We start from the raw sequence: 18,265 nt of genomic DNA on the forward strand, positions 1-18,265 counted from the left end.
GGCTACGCCCGGCCTCCGCTTCCCCCCACACGTCATCTACGATGTCGCTGACCCTTCAACTGCGATGTCGCTGTGCAGCTCGGATCTGCTCAAATCCTGATGCCGGATTTGCCAGGCGCAAGGATTCCGTTAGGATCGAGCGCCCTCTTCAACGTCTGGTCGACCTTGCGCTTGACCGGGCCGAACAGGTCGGCCGCCTGGTCCATGAAGGCCGTGTTGACGCGATAGACCGCATAGCCGCGCTTGCCGAATTCGCTGAGCAGTTTGGCGAAGCATTCATGCGCTCGGGCCATCTCGTCCGGATCCGAGCGGTTGTAGAGCACGTCGATCACATGGTGCATGTCCCGCATCCCGACGATATATTCGGCCACGTAATCAAGCCCGTATTCGCCAAGGATCTGCTTGGCGAGGCGGGTCTGTTCAACAGTTTCACTACCTTTCGCTGCAGTTACGGGGGCAAACCACATCGAGCCGCCGCCGCCGCGCCAACGATACAGGCCGAACTCCTGCAAGGTCATGTCGCCGCGCATCAACTTTGCGCGATAATCGAAGGGCTGGGTGCCGGCGGCCTGCTCTTCCGTGATGATCGTGCCCTTGCCGCTGGCTTTGATTGCGCCAGTGATGATCTGCCAGTTGACCTCGACCTGTTCCTTGGTGCCGTAAAGCGCCGCATAGACGTTCCACGCGCCGAGGCCCTCCTTTGCCTTGATCTCCTCGAGCACGCTGTCGGGCGTCACACCGTCGCCGTCGTAATACTTGCTGCGCGGCATGATCGCGGCGGCTTCCCACATGACATTTGCAAAAACCATCGCATTGGGAATGACGTTGGCGATGCGCAGGGGCCGCAGCGTTTCCACGATATCGTGGATATCCTCGTCCTTGTCGTAGCGGATGCAGAACGGTTTGTAGACCGGAGGCTTTGGCATCAGCCACATGCCCATCTTGGTGACGATACCGTAGTTGGACTGCGTGAAGATGCCGTCGAGGTAGGGGCCGTAACCCCACTTGAAGACCTGCCAGGCGCTTGTGCCCTCGACCCCGCCCATGCCGGTGCGCAGGACGTCGCCGTTGGCCAGAACAACCTCCATTCCGCACTGCATCATGAAGTGTTCGCCATAGGGCGTGTAGCCGACACCGCGGTCAACCGTATTGCCGAGAGGTCCGGCGATCGCGGAGGGAGCCGGGCAAGACAGCCACAAAGGTATGTCGTTTTCCTCGAGGTAATCCTTGAGTTGCTGGTAGGTCACCCCGGGTTCGACCAGCGCAGTGCACAGCACGGGATCCACATCGAGAATGCGGTTCATGTGCTTGAGGTCGAGCACAACCTGGCCGGCGCTTTGGGGCGCGGCCGAACCGTAGCCGAAGTTGCGCCCGGTCGAGATCGTCCAGATCGGCACCTTGAATTCGTTGCAGACCTTAAGGATCTGCTGGATCTCCGAAACTTCGCGGGCATAGAGCACTGCGGACGGACGATGCAGGTCCTCGCTCTCGGCAATCATGACCTTGGTGTAGGGCGCGATGTGGTCGGCATCGGTGATGACATTCTGTGGGCCGAGAATCGCAACGAACTTCGTGATGGCGGCGTGCATGTCGGCGGCACTGACGCCAGCGGGCAGCACGGCGGGATCTGCGGGTGCCGCTGGTTGCGCGACAGGAGCAGGCTTCTTGCTTGGCATCTATCTCTCCTTTGCTCTCAGTGCTTTGCCGCAGGCTTTGGCAGCCTCGAGGTGGAGACAAAGCGCGCGATGTCGCTGAGTGAGGCATCATCTATTGCCGAATGCGGGAATGCCGGCATCGCCAGCATGCCATTGCGCACTACGCTGACGACGTATTCCTGGGGTAGCGCGCGGCCGCGCAGTTCGGGGCCAACCCCCGTTGTGTGGCAGCGGGCGCAGGTTTGCTCCCACAGGACCAGTGGCGATGCCCATTGACCAGACTGTCCGTTGCGGGCGGGCGCTGGAGGAGCGGCATCTGCCGGAAGGGCAAGGGCGACCACGAGTGCCGCGCCGAACGTGGCACATTTGGACAGGATGCTCAGGTTCATGCGACTCCTCCTGCGGGAAGGACGACCGGACGCAGCGTTGCGCGGCGGTCAATTAAGGCGATGTTGAACAGAGCTTCATCCGCACCATCCAGGAAGAGAGCCAACTTGCGCCCTACGCTGGTGGCCAACGCGATGCGGATCTGGCCAAGACGTTGAAAGTAGTCACCAGCTAGTACCGTCGCACTCCCCTGCCAGCCGGCGGGTATGGCAGAACGCTGGGACGCGATAGCTAGGGGGCCGGACCAAGCTATGGTGGAGGCCGCTAACGGTGCTGCTGTTGCGACCCCTGCCAGTGTGCTGACGGAAATAAAGGTTCTGCGGCTTATCGCAGGCAAGGCATCGGACATGCAGTTCTCCTCTCTGTTGCCACGGGGCTGGCATCGCCGTTGAGCGCTTCTGTTGCCTATCCATCGCAATGGCCGTGCCAAGTCTGCGCTCGTCATTTCGACGCGGGCGCATCATGCTGAATTCACGAGTATATCGGTTCTTCGGGACGGCTACTGTCGCCGAGACAGGGCGAAAACTTGATGGGCAAAATGTCTGATTTCGAACAGCGCTTGTGAATCATTGTTTGAAATAATACGGTTGCTGCATGTCCGACGACCTTTTCAACCAGCTACACTTCGATCATGCGCAAGGTCATATCTGGCTCGCCGGGCGGCGAATGATGATGATCCATGCCCGCGCGTTCGGTCTCCTGCGGCACGAAGTCATCGAGGCTGTAGGTCTCGACAAGGCGCGCGGTGTGTTCACGCGGCAGGGGTACAACAGCGGCGCAATGGATGCCGAGATCGCAGCCAAGGTGAGGCCTGATGCCACGATTGAGCAGATGTTCGCCGTCGGGCCGGAACTGCACATGCTTGAAGGCATGGTCCGCACCGATCCGGTCAGCGTGAAGGTGGACACGGCGACGGGCACTTTCGCAGCGGAATACATCTGGCGCGGCTCGACCGAGTGTGAGGCGCACCTCGAACTGTTCGGGCGCGGAGCCTATCCCGCTGGATGGTCTCAGATCGGCTATGCCAGCGGATATGCCAGCGTTTTTCTCGGTCGCCCCATCCTGTTCCGCGAGGTTGAATGCGTGGCCATGGGGCACGAGTGCTGCCGCATTGTCGGCCGTCCTGCTGATGAGTGGCAGGACGGGGACGGCGATGTGCGCTACATGCGGGGGTCGCAATTGGGCGAGGTCTCGCCAGCACACTTGCCGCGCGGGAAACCAATCCTCGGGAGGCAGATTGTTGGCGCCTCCGCGGGATTCAACGTTGCCTTCGACCTGCTGGGCCATGTGGCCGATACCGATGCCGTCGTGCTGTTTTCTGGCGAAAGCGGGGTGGGCAAGGAAATCTTTGCACGTAATCTTCACGCGATGGGACGGCGTGCGGCAGGCCCGTTCATTGCCGTAAACTGCGCAGCTATTCCCGAAAATCTTCTCGAGGCCGAACTGTTCGGGGTTGAGAGGGGTGCATTTACAGGTGCAAACGTATCTAGGCCGGGACGCTTCGAACGGGCTAGTGGCGGCACCCTCTTTCTCGACGAGATCGGGACTCTTTCGCTCGCAGCCCAAGGCAAGCTGTTGCGAGCCATTCAAGAAGGCGAATTCGAACGCGTTGGGGGCACGAAGCTGCAAGAGTCCGACGTGCGTCTGGTCGCCGCGACCAACTCTGATCTGAGAGCCGCGGTGGAGGCAGGGACCTTTCGCGCGGATCTGTTCTATCGCCTTAACGTGTTTCCGATTAGGATTCCGCCACTGCGGGAGCGGCGCGCGGACCTGCCCCTGCTGATGGAACACTTCCTCGCGCTCTATGCTGAGCGGCATGGACGACGGGTAACTGGCTTCGAGGAGTCGGCGATTGCAGCCATGCTCGGCTATGATTGGCCCGGCAACATTCGCGAGTTGGAGAACGTGATCGAGCGAGGGGTGATCATGGCACGCGACGGCGAGCCCCTGCGCCAGCATCATCTGTTCAGCGGCGGAGAAATCCTTGGTCCACCTGTGTGGAGGCCTCAGGGCGGAAGTCTGCAGCCCCCTGGCTCTGACCCAGGAGCGGCTGCTGCGCTCGTCGATGCCGGGCTTGATCTTGCGACTGTCGAGAAGCAGATGATCGAAAGGGCCTTGGCCAACGCTTCAGGCAACAGGACGCGGGCGGCAAGGCAACTAGGCATTACAAGGTCGCAACTCATATACAGGCTATCTGCGGGTCGTGCGCGGGATGAAAGGAATTCGAACTGAGCGAATGTTGACTACGATATTTCTTCCAATATTGCGCCATTGGTTCACGGACTGACCGAACAGGTTTTCACTGGGCCGATTGAGCTCCCTTTTGTGTTCAGGACGAAAGAAATTTCTCTCTTAGTCCTTGGATTTCTTCTTCCGATAATCCAAGGCCATCACGCGCATATTTGTCAAATGATCCATAGGTTCTGTCGACTTCGAAGAATGCTGCCTCGATGTATTTGGCTTTCACTGTCAGTACAGGCTCGAGGTATGCGGGCGGTATATTGCTTTGTGAAGCTGCGACGGCTGACAGGGTTGATGCATTCTTCGCTGCAAGCCGTTCGTTGCTGAGAAGGTAATCCTGCAAAACAGTTTCGCGTGTTGCGCCTAGCAATGTCAGGATGATGGCAGTCGCCCACCCTGTGCGGTCCTTCCCGGCGGTGCAGTGAAAGATCACAGGCCTTTTCGATGATAGGATGAGCCGTATCAGGCCGGCGTAGGACTGCCGCGCGCTGGGGAGGGTAACGAACTCACGGTTTGCTGCCACAAGGAGCGCCTCTCCTTGTCCTTGCGCGATTTGCGTCATGGCAAGGCGCATGTCTCCGCCCAGTGATTCCGTGCTGTCGGCCGCGACATCGAGGACAACGTAGTCGACGCCCGGCGGCACTCGATCCGGTTCCCTTTGCCTCTCGGTCGCAGTCCTGAGGTCAACCACCGCAGCGGGATGCAAGGCGTCAAGTGCTGCAAGATCGGCATCACCAAGGAGATTGATCTGATCCGAACGATAGGCAATGCCTGTCCTGACTTTACCGCCGTTCTCCGTTTCGTAGCCTCCTATGTCGCGAAAGTTGGGCGCGCCGGCCAGTCGCAGCGAGGGGGCCGCCTGCTTGGCATGGGCCTGCAATGCCGGCGGCATTGGCGCGGGCGAACAACCAGAAATGAAGAGCCCGAGGGCGAATGCATTTGCCAGTCGCATTGTCATCTCCCTCTCCCTCATCCGCGTTGGGACGAGATATTGCCACCATCCACGACGAGTTCTGTCGCCGTGATGTAACTAGCCTCGGACGAAAGCAGAAAGCGTATGGCTCTTGCAACCTCTGCGGGCTGGCCAAGCCTCTCAAGCAGGACGCGCTTTTCGAAAAACCCTTGAGGCAGCGCGTCGATGACCGGCTTCGTCATTGGTGTCACGATCTGGCCCGGCGAAACCGCGTTGATGCGGATACCGTCGCGCGCGAGACGATCAGCCAGCGACCGTACCAGCGAAAGCATTCCTCCCTTTGCGGCTGTGTAGACCGGGTTGACCGCGTTTCCCAAGGTTGCATTGATCGAGCTGACGGCGACCACTGCCGAACCGGCCTGTCCAGCCATGTCCTCGCGCAGCTCCTTCACCAGAAACGCTAGGGCTCGAAGGTGAATCGCGATACCGCTATCCCAGCTTTGCGGGGTAAGTCCATCGATCGAATCCGTGTCGACGGTTCCTGCGGAATGGACCAGAGCTCCGATTGGTCCGAGTGCCTCGCGTGTGGCCGTGAGAGCAGGACCGAACGCTGCGAGCTCACGCAGGTCGACGGCAAAACCCAGAGTCCTCACTCCGAATACCAAAGCAATTCGTTCGGCTGCGCGGATTGCGGCGTCGCCATTGATGTCCCACAGCGCCACGGGCCGTCCGACAGCAGCCAGCGCCTCGGCAGTCGCAAGACCGATCCCAGATGCGCCGCCGGTAACGATCACCGGTGTGGAAAGGTAAGCGACAGCTGGCTCAAGGTTCTTCATCAGGGTCATCCGTCAGTACTCAAAGCGAAGTTCGAGGCCGTAGCTGCGTGGATCGCCAAAGAAGGCTGCGGGAAGTCCAGCGGAAAAATGGGCGACATAGTACTTGGTGTCAGTGAGATTGCGCCCGAAGGCAGCCAGCTGCCACTTGCCCACCCCGATCGGAATGTCACTGAGGGCAACCCTCGCGCTAAGCAGGCCGTAATCCCCGATGATGTAGCGAGAGTCGGTGGTCGAGGAAAACTTGTCGCTCTGCATGTAGTAGTCGACGCTGGCGCTTGGTACGCCAAGGGGTGTTGATGAAAGCACCCACTCCGCGCCCACTGTGAGGGTGTGGCGCGGGGCCTCCACGAAATTGAAGCGGCCTGCGATATTGGCGCCGGTGATCTGATCCCTGACCTCGCGATAACCTGCATCGAGATATGCATAGTTGGCACTTAAGGTGAATGCGCTCGCGGGTTTCGCCGTAAGGTCCAGCTCCAATCCCTGGATGCGCGCCCGCCCGGCATTGAAGATGTCGGTCACAGCCGGATTGGCCGGGTCCGATTGGATGTTGACCTGGATATCGCGGTAGTTTGCACGGAACAGCGCGATGTTGGCGCGCAGGCGATTGTCGAGCCAACTCGACTTCACGCCGAACTCGAAGCTGTCCAACCTTTCCGGTCCATATCCCACCGCAAAACGGCTAATCGTGCTCGCGCGCAAGTTGTACCCGCCGGATTTGTATCCGCGAGACCACTTGGCATAAAGATTGAGATCCGTGTTGGCCTGGTAGCCGAGGATGACGCTTGGACTGTAGTCGCTGAAAGTGTTGCTACCCCGGCCTTGAGGACGAGTAACGATAGTGCCGTTCAGTGCTACGCTGCGCTGGTCCAAGGTTGCTTCGCGTTCGTCCTGCGACCAACGCAGCCCTCCCGTAAGATAGAGCCCCTCGATAGCGGCTGGACGCCAGGTCGCCTGGCCGTAGAGCGCCCAGGCGCGGTTGTGAACTGTCGCGGTGCGCAGGGAAGTCGGACGACCGGTCGGCACAGTGCTGTCAAAGCTAAATGCCTTCTCGTCGAAGAAGTATGCGCCAAGCGTGTATTCGAGCTGGTTGTCTAGCGCTGATCCCACCGCCTGCAGTTCCTCGCTCCACTGCCGCTGTTTTTGGTCGAATGCGGTGACGAAGACCGGGAAAGGGCCGAGTGCTCCGGTCAGGTAATTCTGGTTGGTGGAGTTGGCGAGCTTGCGATAACCAGTGATGGACTTCAACGTCAGCGCTTCCGACACCGCCCAGCTTGCCGTGAGGCCATGGCCCTGTGCGGACACGTCGTTTGCCAGCAATCCCCGGACTGCGGATGACCCATAGGTTGGTCTGGTCGCAAGCGCGGGATGAAAGGGTGCCAGGACCATGTAGGCCGGCGTATCGGCGATGTCCGACCGGTCGTAGGCATAGCGCAGCTCGATGTCTGGGCTCGGTTGCCACAGCGCCGTTGCGCGATAGGCCTGGCGCATCTGATCGCCGAAGCGGGAGACTCCCGTGCCGAGGTTCCGCACGAACCCGTCCTTCTCGCTGTACAGGTAGGCAAGCTCAACTGCGATGCTGTCGCCCAGTGGCACATTAACACTCGTGCGCGAACGGAACTGGTCATAGTTCCCGAGCGCAAGCGTCTGGCGCGCATGGAACTCGCCGAGTGCCGGCTTGCGGGTGATGTAGTTGATTGCCCCACCTGTAGCATTGCGCCCGTAAAGTGAGCCCTGCGGCCCGCGCAGCACTTCTATACGCTCGACCTCGGCGATTTCCGCCGCGAGCCCCTGTCCGCGCGCAACATAGATTCCGTCGAGATAAACCGCGACGCTGGGGTCAACCGTGATCTGGTCATCGTTGTTACCCACACCTCTCACGAACACGCGGGCCGTCGTGGCGCTGTTGGGATGGGGCGTGACTTGAAGCGCTGGCACCTGCGAACGTAGATCGGTCAGATCCAGGATACCCTTTCGCTCAAGATCGGCCGACGTGAGCGCAACGATCGACAAAGGCGTCTTTTGCAAGGACTCGGCGCGCTTCTGCGCAGTCACCACTATTTCGGCGATGCCGCCATCTGTGGCGGATTCACTCGCTTGTCCGGCCGCGTCTTGCGCGAGTGACGGCGACGACCCGAGCGTCATCGACAATGCGACGGCACTCGCCAAGTTTTCCAATCCCTTCATGATTCTCTCCCGCACTTCCACGGCCATGCCCGCGGTTATCTACATCACGGTAGATTTTCTACCTACCAGACGGTAGAATAGCAAGGTGCTTTATGCGATGGAGCACTGCGTGGCTTGGGCTTGGCTATGAGAGCGACTATGACAGCTCTCAGGTCGGGCGGTTTGGCCGGCCATTCAATTGAGGGGATACGATTGTCCAACGCCTCCAGACCCGTTGCCCGGCAGGCACGCGGAGACGCAACGCGCAGTGCGATACTGAGCGCTGCCGAGCAGGTGTTTGCGGAGGTTGGATATGCGGCCGCCCGCCTAGAAGATGTCGCGCAAGTCGTCGGCATTCGTCGGCCATCAATCGTCTACTACTTCCCTGGCAAGCAGCAGCTCTATGATGAGGTCGAGGCGGACATCTTCACTGCCATGCACCAATTCGTGACCGAGCGGATGCAGGGTGCGAACACGCCGCTGGATCGCTTGCTTGGGCTGTTCGACGCCTGGCTCGACTTCCTTGTCCACCGCCCGACGGCAGCGCGTATCATCCAACGCGTGGTGGCCGATCCCACGCCACGAGGCGAGGATCCGGTGCAGTTCTCCGACACCGCCCTGCGAGACTTGGAAGGGATCCTCGCATCAGGCGTGGCGGAAGGCAGTTTTCGTGAAGTCCCGGCGGTGCACATCCTAAACAGCGTTGCGGCTGGGGCGCTGTTCTATGTTTGCAATGCCAATCAGTTGGGCACCGGGAGACGCTACGACCCAGCGGACCCTGCAACTCTGGCTTCATTCCGCGCGGTTGTTCACCAGCAAGCCGTTGCGGTCGTCCTCAAGTAGCGGTCGAAACGGACTTGGGATTTCATTGAGCAAGAGATTGTTGCGCAAATCCATGTAATGGAAGCCTTTGGCTGCCCACGAGGGGCGCAAGGCCTCGATCGCCCGCGTGCACGGCACAACCTGACAGCGGTGCCGCGCCCACATCATGAAGAACGCGTTGGCTTACGTGCCCAAGGGCCAAAATACTGTCGTTGCTGCCATACCTCAGGTCTTCCTCCAGCCCCATCAAAGCTGCGCTGCAGAAAGAATGCAGCGCTTCCGAAGTGGATCGCTATCGGCAATGCGGATCTGCCGTCAAAAATGTGGACGGCGCAGCGCGGGGAAAGAGCTGGGACCAGGGTGCACGGGAAAGTTCTCCCCTGAATGGCAACACTTCATGGAAACCCCATGTTTCCAGCGCTTGCCGCACACCAATTTCAAATATTTGGGCACTGCTGGCTGGGGCGGCAGGATTCGAACCTGCGAATGCCGGTACCAAAAACCGGTGCCTTACCACTTGGCGACGCCCCATCAGGAGGCGCGCTTATAGCGTGGTCAGGGCATATGCCAAGAGGGCTTGAAAGGGGTGGCGGAGGTCCGTCCACCCATTTCGATTTCATCAGAAGCCCTTGACGATGCTCTGCAACTTTTCAGGGGGGAGGGCGTCGAAGTCGCTCGCGTCGTGGCGTTCCGCAAGGCCTTTCTGCGAGTTTACAAGCCGGCCCCGCAGTACGCCAGGGCGCGCGTCGATTTCCGCGACCCAGCGTCCGACGTGCTCATATTCGTGCATCGAAAGGAAAGTTGCAGCTTCGCCATAGGCCTCGCCCCGGTAGATGTTGCCAAACCAGGTGTAAGTCGCAAGGTCGGCGATGGTGTAATCGTCACCTGCGAGATAGCGGGTTTTGGCAAGCTGGCGATTGGCGACGTCGAACAGGCGTTTGGTTTCCATCGCATAGCGGTCGATGGCGTACTCTATCTTGATCGGCGCGTAGTTGTAGAAATGGCCGAAGCCTCCCCCGATGAAGGGTGCCGAACCGACCTGCCAGAACAGCCAGGACAAGCATTCGGCACGCGCCTGACCGGATGTCGGCAAGAGGACGCCAAATTTCTCAGCCAGATGCATGAGAATTGCGCCTGATTCGAAAACCCGGAACGGTTCCGGTCCGGACCGGTCGACCATCGCAGGGATCTTGGAGTTCGGGTTGATGTCGACGAAGCCCGTCGTAAACTGATCACCATCGAAGATCTTGATCAGCCAAGCGTCGTATTCCGCTTCGGAGAAGCCCATCTGGAGCAGCTCTTCCAGCAAGATCGTCGCCTTCTGACCGTTAGGCGTGCCCAGCGAATAGACCTGGAACGGATGCTTGCCGACGGGCAGCTCGCGCTCGCTTGTGGGGCCGGCGATGGGGCGGTTGACGCTGGCGAAGGCGCCGCCATTGGCCTTGTCCCAAGTCCAGACCTTGGGTGGAACGTACTCTTCTGACATCAAGGGGCTCCTTCTAAATTTGTTAGTGTTACATACTATATCGCGGCTGGTCACGGGAACTGCAAGTGCTCTGCAGCCGTTCGCCAACTCATGGAGAGCAAAGCCGCAAAACTCGTGCATGTCGATGACAACCTTCCCGGCGTGACACGCAGGCGATGCGGCAGAGGCTGGGCCTATTTCGATGCAAAAGGCCGACGCATCGCCGACCGTGCCGAGATTGCCCGTCTGAATGCGATTGCCTTGCCTCCGGCTTATGTGGACACTTGGTACTGTCCCGCTCCTAACGGTCATATTCTGGCGACAGGGACCGATGCGAAGGGACGCAAGCAATATCGTTATCATCCCGACTTCCGAGCCGAACGGGAAAGCGAGAAGTTCGATCGCTGTGCCGCATTCGGGCATCTCCTACCACTGGTCAGAGCGCGCGTGTCGGATGAACTGGAGCGTAGCAAGCTCTCGCGCGACCGCTGCATTGCCAGCGTCGTGCGGTTACTGGACACCGGCGGGATACGCATCGGCAACGAAGCCTATGTGCGAGCCAACAGCAGTTTCGGCGCGACGACGCTGAGAATGCGGCACGCCGAAGTGAAGGGACAGGTGCTCCGTCTGCGCTTCCGGGCCAAATCGGGCAAGGATCGGGAAATGCAGGTAACTGATCGGGGACTCGTCCGCTTCGTGAAAAAGATGCAGGATCTGCCGGGGCAGCACCTCTTTCAGTACCTAGACGAAGATGGCTGCCCCTGCCCGGTGGGCTCGGCGGACGTCAACGACTGGCTGCGCGAGGTGATGGGCGAAGACTTCACTGCCAAGCACTTCAGAACCTGGCGAGCAAGCGTGCTTGGTTTTGCAACATTGGCGCAAGCCCCTGATCAGGTTTCGCTCAAGACGCTGTTGGCGGAAGTCTCGGACCACCTCGGCAACACGCCAGCAATCGCCCGGAAGAGTTATATCCATCCTGCGGTGCTTGGCTTGCTCGATGAGCAAGATCACTGGCGGCAGCAGCTCCGGCTACCTCGCGCGACGCGATGGTTGTCGCGGCACGAGCGAGGGCTGTTGGAGCTGCTAGAAAGTGGCCCGACAGCTGCCGAACTGATCAGAGCCGCCGGTTGATGATCAATTGTATTCGATGACAGCGTCGCGTCGCAAGTCGCGAAGGTAGGTCTGGGCGCGTTTGTTCACGCGATCGTCCTCCATCTGCGCCATCATCTCCTCAAAGTTGGGGCCGCTGGCGACCTGCGGATCATCGCGACCGCAGAGCATCAGTACGCGAACACCCTCGTCGATCGAGCCGAATGGAGGGGTTGTTTGCCCGACCTGAAGGTTCAGCAACGTGTCCTGTAGCTGGGCCGGCAGATCACGGGCCTTGATCTGATCGTTGGCGACAACAGTGGCGCCGATCTTCGTGGCTTGCGCTTCGGCATCGCCACAGCCCTTGATCGCTTTCACGGTCGCAGCAAACTCGGCTGCGCGCTTGGTCGCCTGCTCATTGGTGGTGCCTTTGGCAAACTCGATGGAGATCTGCTTGAGGCTGAGCAAGGCATCACGCGGATCGGCGGTAAGTACCTGGCGCTTGTCGATGAGGTACAGGATGGAGAATCCACCACGGATTTCTACCGGGCCTGCAAGCTGCCCGGGAGCCATCGATCCCGCAGCTGACGCCAGCTCGGTCGGTAGCTGCCCAAGACGGATCCAGCCCAGATCACCGCCTACTGAAGCCGTCGACGCTTCCGAGTACTGCCGGGCGTAGGCGACGAAACTGCCTCCCTGCTTCAGCTGCTCGACGATTTTCTCTGCGTTCGCAAAGACCTGAGCCTTGTTCTCATCGGTTGCGGCGAGGAAGATTTCGCCGATGCGGTATTCATCGGTGCCCTTCGAGGCCTGCAGTCGCTGAATGGCTTCCTGCACTTCGCCTTCCGAGATGTTGACGAAAGGCTGTACGTTGCGTCGCAGCAGGTTCTGCCACGCAATTTCACCGCGGATCTGACGCTTGAGCGAAGCTGCTGAAGAGCCGATGCGTGCGAGATACTTTTCCATCGCCTCGGGCGACTGGCCGAAGTTCTGCGTGGCCACGCGCTCATAGGTCGATTCCACCTGAGCGTCGTCGGCCGGGACGTCAGCTGCCTTGGCTTCCTGGATCTGCAGCGTCTCGTCGATCAGATTGCGCAACACCTGCATGCGCAGGCGTTCGGTTTCTTCTGCGCTGATCTTTCCACCGTTGGCCGACACGATCAGGGCTAGACGCTGTTCCACGTCGGTGCCCGTCACGATCTCGCCATTGATGATGGCGGTCGCGCGACGAACGTTCGGATCGTTCGTTCCGAACATGGTTGGATTGGCTGGAATGTTGAGAGGCGCATTTGCTCCCTGCGCCAGAACCGGCGAGGCGGCGATCGAAAGCGCGCCGAGCGCCATGGCGGTGGAACCCAGCGTGCGCGAAACCGCTTTGCGGGTGATCTTCAGCTTGGACGTCATGGTCTTGGAATTTGTCCTGTCGAACTGGCGCTCGTAAGGCGGCCTTCTGCTATGATCTCTCTCTGGCCGCGTACGGCTTAACCCAAGCTGAGTGGCGCATCAGACGCAAAAGGGCAATAGAAGAGGCTATTTCACCCCGAGGTTCTTGAGCGAGAGGGATATCTGGAACGAGTTGCCGCGCACCGCGTCACCGATGTTCACATAGTCACGCCGCCAAGTGAACGACAGGTCGAGGCAATCGTCGGTGTAGGCCACGCCTAGGCGGTGCCGCAACATCTGGAATCCATCCGACGTGCGCGTCGGGTCTTCATTCCGGTCCGTCAGGTTTACGATTGCCGAACCAAACACCGAAAACGCATTGGTGATTGGCGTGCGCGCGGCAATGCGCAGCTCCTCACGGTCCTGAAGATCCTCGAACGCGGTCGCAATATTGCGGTTGAGCTTGAGGTAGCCTGCTTCGATGTAGCGCCGATGGTTGCCAATCGTCGCGTCGAACTCGTTGCGGCGCAGCGCAAAGCTGTCTTTGTCGAGCCGGAAGCGATGCGTGAACTTGATGACGTCGCCGAAACGGACGGTCGTGCGACCGACGTAGTCCGAGGCGCGATTGGTCAACCCGGTGCCGTCAGGCAGGATCGTCGCCTGGCTTGATAGACGATAGCTCTGCCCGATGGTTGTCATGACCCGGAGGCCCGGACGCTGGAACGTCCAGTCAAAGCCATATGTGAAACGTACCCCATCTTCGATACGGTCGTGACCCGGAAAGCGGTTCAGCGCGAAGAGGTTGGTGTCCTCCAGATCGACCGAGCGCGAATCCTCGTTCGGGATTTCGAAATTGCGAACGCCCGGAGTCGCGACGACTTGCAGGCGAGGCGTCAGCACTTGCGTGCCGCCGAACGCATCGCCCACAAAAGGCCACTTCACATCGATGGCTGCGGTGGCAATTCCACGAGTCTGCCAACCGGGCAGGCCCCGATAGATGGCCGTTGTAGTAAGGTCGTTGTCCGAACTGTGATAGGCATCGCCGCGCAAAAGGCCGGTCAGGGTTACTTCCTGACCCATCCCAGTTATCGTGCGCAGATCCCATTGCGCCCGCGCGAAGGCGCGCTGGCTGTCCTGCCCCGCAGTGCGGACGATGGCCAGGCTGTTGGCCTCCAGTTCGAACCGTCCTGGAACACCGTCGAACGCCATCCTCTTGCGATAGTCGATCGCTGGCAGGGCGAGCGGCACCATGCCCTGTGGATCGTTGACGCGGACCGTCTGCGTCACCCAGCCGGCAATCGAGAGATAGCTGTCGTCGTCGATGCGCTCGAGGTTCAGCGAAGACCGCAGGCGGTCGTCACGGCTGATGTCGTAGCGGCGCAGGAAGGTGCGGTCGGAGGCAAAACGTGCGTTGCCGGTCAGGCTCCAGTGCGGCGAGAACTGGAGCTTCCCGTTGGCGTCGAGATACCCGCGCCATGATTGCTGGCTGGCGTTGGCTGCGCCCGTCGAGGTGCTGCCAAGCGGAATGCGCGCGCTTCGCGTCGCATAGCCGGTAACCTGGAACGCACCGAGGTTGGTGAGATGCCGGTACTTGGCCGTCAGCATCGGTAGCGAGCCGGTATAGAAAGTGCCGGTCAACGCAAGGTCGCGGTTGTCGGCGATGCGCCAGTACCAGGTCTCGCTGATTTCCGCGCCGTTGGCTGCACCAAGGCGGAAGTCGGGAATCAACAGGCCTGTTTCGGCACGGAAGTCCGAGGTGTGTCCCAGGCCGGGCAGTGGCAGGATCGGCACGCCGAACATGTGGAGCGTGGCGCCCTTGTACTTCACGCGCTTCTGATTGGCGTCGAAATAGACGCGGGCTGCCGTCACTTCCCAACTCGGCCTTTTAGGACAGCCCTTGTCATCTTCGACTGCACAGCCCGAATAGGCCGCGTTCTCGAGCGTCATGTTGCCGGATTCGTCGCGCGTGCCGCGTTCGGCGGCAAGGCGGCCCCCGGTACGCAACACCACCAGCAGGTCCTCGATAGCGCCAGCCTTGAATTCGTCCGTCAGCTCGACCTGATCGGTGTAGACGATGTTGCCGTCTTCATCCACGAATCGGATGTTGCCTGTCGCAAGGATCTGCCCTGTGTTGCGGTCCCAGGTGACATTGTCTGCACGCACTGTCTGAACATCGTGGCGCAGAACGACATTGCCCTCGGCAAAGACCTTTTCGGCGTTGCTGTCGTAGCGGACCTTGTCGGCTTCAAAGCGGACCTGATCGTCTACGCTCGATTCGTCGCCGGCGGGCGAGGCCATCGGCGCTTCCTGCGCAAGGGCCTGCGATGCGGCGAGCGGGAACAATGCCGCGGCAGAGGCAGCGGCAATACGCGCAAGGCGCAAGCGACGATCAAGGGCTTGCGGCTGCGGCCGCCGGGCGGGTTGCATGCGCTTGCCTATCGCACCAGTGCACCCTAACTGCAATTCCACAATTTCCGCTTCCCGCCCAGCTTGCGTCGAAGTGTGACGTCCATTCCGTTCAGGAGTTCCCCATGAAGGTCGTTTTCCGCACCAGCGATGCCCCGCTTCCCCGTCTGGTCGCCCGTCTCGTGGCGCAGGATGCGCTGCCGTCCGATCTTGACGCAGTGGTGCGCGAAGGTGCTGCGGCCGCCCGGTTTGCCGGAAAGGTGGGCCAGGTATTCGAAGCTTTCGTTGCGCACGATGCAGGCGTGAAGCGGCTCGCGTTGGCCGGTTTGGGCAAGGCAGACGCCACCGAGCGCAGCGCCAGTCTTGAGAAGGCCGGCGCGGCACTGACCGCAAAGTACCTGACATCGGGCGAGACTTCTTTGGCGATCGACTTCAGCGGCTCGGGCCTGTCCGGTGCCGAGGCAGCGTCCGTTCTCTTCGGTGCACGCCTGCGCGGCTGGCGCCATGATGTCTATCGCACCAAGCTGAGCGATGAGCAGAAGCCGTCGCTGACTGAAATCGTGGCGGTCAATGCCCCGGAAGGCGCTGCGGCAGCTTGGGAAATAGAATCGGCGCTTGCCGAAGGCATCGAGTTCACGCGTGAACTCGTCGCTGAACCCGCCAACATCATTTACCCCGAAAGCTTCGTCGAGCGCGTCAAGGCGCGGCTCGAGGGCACCGGCGTCGAGATCCTCGTGCTGGGCCTCAAGGAGATGACCGAGCTGGGCATGGGCGCACTGCTTGGCGTGGCCCAAGGTTCGGTTCGTGAGCCGAAGCTGCTCGCCATGCGCTGGAAGGGGGCAGAGGCCGGAGCCTCAAGTTCTTCTGGCCCGACCGCCTTTGTCGGCAAGGGTGTCACCTTCGATACCGGCGGCATCTCGATCAAGCCTGCCGCCGGCATGGAAGACATGAAGTGGGACATGGGCGGCGCTGGCGCTGTTGCCGGGACAATGCTCGCGCTGGCCAAGCGCAAGGCCAAGGCAGACGTCATCGGCGTGTGCGGCCTTGTCGAAAACATGCCCGACGGTAACGCTCAGCGCCCTGGTGACGTGGTGACCTCGATGTCCGGCCAGACGGTCGAGGTGATCAACACCGATGCCGAGGGCCGCCTTGTGCTTTGTGATGCGCTGACTTGGGTGCAGAAGGAGTATTCCCCCAAGACGATCGTCGATCTCGCTACCCTGACAGGCGCCATGATCATTTCGCTCGGCCATGAATACGGCGGCATGTTTGCCAATGACGATGACCTTGCCGCCAAGCTCGATGCAGCCGGCAAGGCTTCGGGCGACAAGCTGTGGCGCTTCCCGCTCGGCCCTTCATACGACAAGCTGATCGACAGTCCGATCGCCGACATGAAGAATGTTGGCCCGCGTTACGGCGGATCGATCACCGCGGCGCAATTCCTCCAGCGCTACATCGACAAGGGCGTGGCCTGGGCGCACCTCGACATTGCCGGCATGGTCTGGGCTGACAAGCCCGGCCAGACCTGGGACAAGGGCGCCACCGGCTTCGGTGTGCGCGTGCTCGACCGCTACGTCCGCGACGTGCTGGAGGCTTGAGGCTTTCCCATGCCCAAGATGCGGCGCAAATCTGACCTTCCTACCAAGATTTGCGCCGCTTGCGGGCTGCCGTTCACTTGGCGCAAGAAGTGGGAGCGGGATTGGGATAACGTGAAGTTCTGTTCCGACCGCTGCCGTAGCGGCAAGGGCAAGGTTGCAGGCTGATGCGCGTCGATTTCTACCAGCTTACCAGTGATCCGGCCGAACAGGTCCTGCCGCTGATTGCGCGCAATACGCTTGGCGCAAGAGAACGGCTGTTGGTCGTGTCGGAAGACGAGGCGCAGCTTCGCAGTGTCAGTGAGGCACTTTGGACACGCTTGCCCGAGACATTTCTCGCCAACGGCCGTGCCGGGACCGATCAGGACGAGCGCCAGCCGGTCCTGCTGTCCGATGCGCCAGAGCCCGCCAATCGCGCAAGGTACATGGCGCTCGCCGACGGTATCTGGCGCGAGGGTGAGTTTGAACGGGTGTTCCTGCTGTTCCCGCCCGCGCGGATTGACGATGCACGGGGATGCTGGCGCATGCTCGGCAGCCGCGAAGGCGTCGAGCGCCGCTATTGGCGGCAAGAGGGCGGCAAGTGGAAGGAAGGGCCCTGAGCGCCATCCTTGCACCGCAGCACAAACATCGCTAGGGGCGCGCGCAATCAGATTCCCCCTATCGCAAGGAACGCTCCCATGGCGGTTACCCGCACTTTCTCGATCATCAAGCCCGACGCCACGCGTCGCAACCTGACCGGCGCGGTCACCAAGATGCTGGAAGAAGCAGGCCTTCGCGTCGTCGCTTCGAAGCGTATCCACATGACGCGCGAGCAGGCAGAAGGCTTCTACGCCGTTCACAAGGAACGCCCCTTCTTCAACGACCTCGTCGAGTTCATGATCTCGGGTCCGGTCGTCGTGCAGGTTCTCGAAGGCGAGAACGCCATGCAGCGTAACCGCGACATCATGGGTGCGACCAACCCTGCCAACGCCGAGCCCGGCACGATCCGCAAGGAATTGGCTGAATCGATCGAAGCCAACACGGTCCACGGCTCGGACTCGGACGAGAACGCGGCGATCGAAATCGCCTACTTCTTCAAGCCCGAAGAAATCGTCGGCTGATCGGCGAAAGCCGCCGCTGATTGAAGGGCCGGGGCAGAGATGCTCCGGCCTTTTTCGTGGGCGCGAGACGGACCTTCGGTCAATGTTGCGCAGATGCAACGCTTCGTTGCAAATCACATGTTATCCCACATAACCATAATTGTAAGCGGAGCATACAAGGCGTAGGTAGCCGGTTGTTCCAACACGAGAACGCTGAGGCCTTCCAGC

General features: G+C 60.7%; 16 protein-coding genes, 1 tRNA gene and 1 pseudogene. 8 read left to right on the plus strand and 10 right to left on the minus strand.

The genetic code is table 11. The annotated features are described in order from the left end of the window. Positions 1 to 89 precede the first annotated feature (89 nt). The 3 genes from AC1Q5P_RS09995 to AC1Q5P_RS10005 are packed head-to-tail and all read right to left on the minus strand — an operon-like array spanning position 90 to position 2,391. Entirely contained in the window at positions 90 to 1,676 is a 1,587-nt protein-coding gene (locus AC1Q5P_RS09995; RefSeq protein WP_052242121.1) for an FAD-binding oxidoreductase, read from the minus strand. Between the two features lie 17 nt (positions 1,677 to 1,693). Continuing rightward, complete coding sequence (locus tag AC1Q5P_RS10000; RefSeq protein ID WP_492518845.1) at positions 1,694 to 2,044, minus strand: c-type cytochrome; 351 nt, start codon at positions 2,042 to 2,044, stop codon at positions 1,694 to 1,696. After that, positions 2,041 to 2,391 carry a hypothetical protein gene (locus AC1Q5P_RS10005; protein ID WP_492518846.1) on the minus strand — a complete coding sequence of 117 codons (351 nt, stop codon included), beginning with the start codon at positions 2,389 to 2,391 and terminating at the stop codon, positions 2,041 to 2,043. The genes AC1Q5P_RS10000 and AC1Q5P_RS10005 overlap by 4 nt, the downstream gene beginning before the upstream one ends. Before the next feature lie 245 nt (positions 2,392 to 2,636). Here AC1Q5P_RS10005 and AC1Q5P_RS10010 point away from each other — a divergent pair, with 245 nt between their 5' ends. Continuing rightward, positions 2,637 to 4,274 carry a sigma-54-dependent Fis family transcriptional regulator gene (locus AC1Q5P_RS10010; protein ID WP_193827750.1) on the plus strand — a complete coding sequence of 546 codons (1,638 nt, stop codon included), beginning with the start codon at positions 2,637 to 2,639 and terminating at the stop codon, positions 4,272 to 4,274. Positions 4,275 to 4,371: 97 nt separating this feature from the next. Here the strand turns inward: AC1Q5P_RS10010 and AC1Q5P_RS10015 are convergent, their stop codons facing one another. The 3 genes from AC1Q5P_RS10015 to AC1Q5P_RS10025 are packed head-to-tail and all read right to left on the minus strand — an operon-like array spanning position 4,372 to position 8,246. After that, positions 4,372 to 5,241 (minus strand): tyrosine-protein phosphatase, encoded by an 870-nt coding sequence (locus AC1Q5P_RS10015; RefSeq protein ID WP_492518847.1) that lies wholly within the window; start codon positions 5,239 to 5,241, stop codon positions 4,372 to 4,374. A gap of 11 nt (positions 5,242 to 5,252) precedes the next feature. Continuing rightward, complete coding sequence (locus tag AC1Q5P_RS10020; RefSeq protein ID WP_492518848.1) at positions 5,253 to 6,032, minus strand: SDR family NAD(P)-dependent oxidoreductase; 780 nt, start codon at positions 6,030 to 6,032, stop codon at positions 5,253 to 5,255. A gap of 12 nt (positions 6,033 to 6,044) precedes the next feature. Next, positions 6,045 to 8,246: a TonB-dependent receptor gene (locus AC1Q5P_RS10025; protein ID WP_492518849.1), complete on the minus strand. Its 2,202-nt coding sequence runs from the start codon at positions 8,244 to 8,246 to the stop codon at positions 6,045 to 6,047. A 165-nt stretch (positions 8,247 to 8,411) separates the two neighbouring features. Between AC1Q5P_RS10025 and AC1Q5P_RS10030 the strand changes: the two genes are divergently transcribed. Continuing rightward, positions 8,412 to 9,041 carry a TetR/AcrR family transcriptional regulator gene (locus AC1Q5P_RS10030; protein WP_039332613.1) on the plus strand — a complete coding sequence of 210 codons (630 nt, stop codon included), beginning with the start codon at positions 8,412 to 8,414 and terminating at the stop codon, positions 9,039 to 9,041. 73 nt (positions 9,042 to 9,114) lie between these two features. Then, positions 9,115 to 9,285 (plus strand): annotated as a pseudogene (locus AC1Q5P_RS10035) (transposase); the annotation flags it as partial. Between the two features lie 191 nt (positions 9,286 to 9,476). On the opposite strand, the gene AC1Q5P_RS10040 reads toward AC1Q5P_RS10035, so the two are convergent. Further along, positions 9,477 to 9,551, minus strand: a tRNA-Gln gene (locus AC1Q5P_RS10040). A gap of 88 nt (positions 9,552 to 9,639) precedes the next feature. Further along, positions 9,640 to 10,506: a glutathione-dependent disulfide-bond oxidoreductase gene (gene yghU, locus AC1Q5P_RS10045; protein WP_492518850.1), complete on the minus strand. Its 867-nt coding sequence runs from the start codon at positions 10,504 to 10,506 to the stop codon at positions 9,640 to 9,642. A gap of 90 nt (positions 10,507 to 10,596) precedes the next feature. Here yghU and AC1Q5P_RS10050 point away from each other — a divergent pair, with 90 nt between their 5' ends. Next, positions 10,597 to 11,616, plus strand: a complete 1,020-nt coding sequence (locus AC1Q5P_RS10050) for a DNA topoisomerase IB (protein ID WP_039332617.1) — start codon at positions 10,597 to 10,599, stop codon at positions 11,614 to 11,616. 3 nt (positions 11,617 to 11,619) lie between these two features. Here the strand turns inward: AC1Q5P_RS10050 and AC1Q5P_RS10055 are convergent, their stop codons facing one another. After that, the gene (locus AC1Q5P_RS10055; protein WP_492518851.1) at positions 11,620 to 12,978 is read right to left on the minus strand and encodes a peptidylprolyl isomerase; all 1,359 of its coding nucleotides are present in this window, start codon (positions 12,976 to 12,978) and stop codon (positions 11,620 to 11,622) included. A 126-nt stretch (positions 12,979 to 13,104) separates the two neighbouring features. Beyond that, a complete protein-coding gene (locus tag AC1Q5P_RS10060) occupies positions 13,105 to 15,384 on the minus strand; it encodes an LPS-assembly protein LptD (RefSeq protein ID WP_039332621.1) in 2,280 nt (759 codons plus the stop codon). Between the two features lie 104 nt (positions 15,385 to 15,488). Between AC1Q5P_RS10060 and AC1Q5P_RS10065 the strand changes: the two genes are divergently transcribed. The 4 genes from AC1Q5P_RS10065 (at position 15,489) to ndk (ending at position 18,058) form a co-directional block, all read left to right on the plus strand. Next, positions 15,489 to 16,961: a leucyl aminopeptidase gene (locus AC1Q5P_RS10065; RefSeq protein ID WP_492518852.1), complete on the plus strand. Its 1,473-nt coding sequence runs from the start codon at positions 15,489 to 15,491 to the stop codon at positions 16,959 to 16,961. Positions 16,962 to 16,970: 9 nt separating this feature from the next. Next, complete coding sequence (locus AC1Q5P_RS10070) at positions 16,971 to 17,126, plus strand: DUF2256 domain-containing protein (protein WP_082013293.1); 156 nt, start codon at positions 16,971 to 16,973, stop codon at positions 17,124 to 17,126. Next, a complete protein-coding gene (locus tag AC1Q5P_RS10075; protein WP_492518853.1) occupies positions 17,126 to 17,557 on the plus strand; it encodes a DNA polymerase III subunit chi in 432 nt (143 codons plus the stop codon). Before AC1Q5P_RS10070 ends, AC1Q5P_RS10075 begins: the two co-directional genes overlap by 1 nt. Positions 17,558 to 17,635: 78 nt before the next feature. Beyond that, positions 17,636 to 18,058 carry a nucleoside-diphosphate kinase gene (gene ndk / locus AC1Q5P_RS10080; protein WP_039332627.1) on the plus strand — a complete coding sequence of 141 codons (423 nt, stop codon included), beginning with the start codon at positions 17,636 to 17,638 and terminating at the stop codon, positions 18,056 to 18,058. The last annotated feature ends 207 nt before the right edge of the window (positions 18,059 to 18,265 follow it).

Source organism: Novosphingobium sp. GW835-FHT14H07 (genome assembly GCF_058793515.1).